The sequence below is a fragment of the Pectobacterium sp. CHL-2024 genome (genome assembly GCF_044751765.1).
Taxonomy (GTDB): Bacteria; Pseudomonadota; Gammaproteobacteria; order Enterobacterales; family Enterobacteriaceae; genus Pectobacterium; species Pectobacterium brasiliense.
This window is the reverse complement of sequence record NZ_JBIXKO010000044.1, coordinates 1-1,318: the sequence shown is the minus strand read 5'-3', so window position 1 is coordinate 1,318 and position 1,318 is coordinate 1. Positions and strand designations below refer to the sequence as shown.

The 1,318-nt window shown below is 49.2% G+C and carries 1 protein-coding gene; it reads right to left on the bottom strand.

What is annotated here, in order from left to right; genetic code table 11:
• Positions 1-27: 27 nt before the first annotated feature.
• A complete protein-coding gene (locus ACIPUG_RS21395) occupies positions 28-1,221 on the bottom strand; it encodes an IS4 family transposase (RefSeq protein WP_039282790.1) in 1,194 nt (397 codons plus the stop codon).
• Positions 1,222-1,318 lie beyond the last annotated feature (97 nt).

Here is a 1,318-nt window from a genome sequence, read left to right as displayed (position 1 = left end):
GCGCTGAGGGATCCCCACAAATCAGCGCTAATAAACCAACACCATATTTCGGTAGGTTTTGGCGAGGTGGTTAAGAACGGTACTCAGTACCGTTCGACCTAAAATTAGCGGAGAATGTCGAAGGACATTCTCCGCTAACGTTAAATATGAGATCACCCGCCGAGATTTAATGCTGTTGGCTTGGTATCTCAGATGTAGTCCTTTATTTTCAGCTTCATAGCCCAAAAGCCAGAGGACTGCTGTTGCCAGCGTCGCGAGCAGACTCAGTACCAGCAGACGTCCTGCCGTACCACTGTGGCTGGCACGCAGACCAAAACCAAAGCGCTCGCTTTTCTCGTCACGAAAGTTCTGTTCAATCTGCATTCTGCGGCTGTAAATTCTCATCACTTCACGTGGCTTAAATTCATCTGTGCTGCTGAAAATAAGCCAGGGCTCTTTGGCTGCTGAGCGTCCGTCGCACTCCTGTGACTTACGCTTAATACGGCAGCGGGAATGGTGATGCTTTCTGCCTTTCGACTCTTTTTTATGCAGGTAGAAATGGCCGTCACAGCGCGAATACTCTGCTCGGGCGAATGTTCCCGGCCCGAGATATTCCGGTGTCTTACTGGCCTTCAGTTCTTGCCTTCTAAACCAGCGCTCCCCTTCACAGTTCAGTCGAAGCAGCGTACTTCCTCGCACACGCCCAATAAAATCCCAACCCAGTGATTTGATATGGCGGAACCACGTATTTTGGAACCCGGCATCAGTGACAATAATGACTTTTTTATCAGGAGCCACGGCGTTGCTGAGGGCATCCAGAAAAGCCTTTTGGACATGGGGGTTCTGCTGCTTATCGGAAGGGACAACCTGACTCATCAGAGGAATAGAGCGACCATCGCAAATTAGGCTTGCGCGTAGAACATGGAACGCCTGTGAAGGGTAACCGCTCCAGTCAACAGCGATGACGCACCATGAAAGTTGTTGAGTCAGCAGTGAAGTAATATTTTTGAATATCAGAGGAATATCGCTGTGAAGTTCAACATTTCCCAGTAGGCGATCGATCCGTTTAATCTTGTGTTTTACCTGTGCAGTCCCAGGAAGATATCGTCCGATGCTGGTCAGGGTGAGCGACGCGCCACGAGTTAAAGCCACAGTAGCGTCAAGAAGGGCATTTTGTCGATATTTGTGGAATGGAGCTAAAGCGTCCCGGAAAAACTTCTGACATACTTGATAAGCAGGCATAGAGGTGATCTCGCTGAATTGGTCGCACAATCAGTAGATCACAAAACTCTATGCCTGTCTTTTTTTACCCGCCCATTACTGGGGATTCCTCAGCGCC

Excerpts from the sequence above, each read along its gene's own strand:
- ACIPUG_RS21395 (WP_039282790.1), bottom strand. The coding sequence starts at position 1,221 with ATGCCTGCTTATCAAGTATGTCAGAAGTTTTTCCGGGACGCTTTAGCT.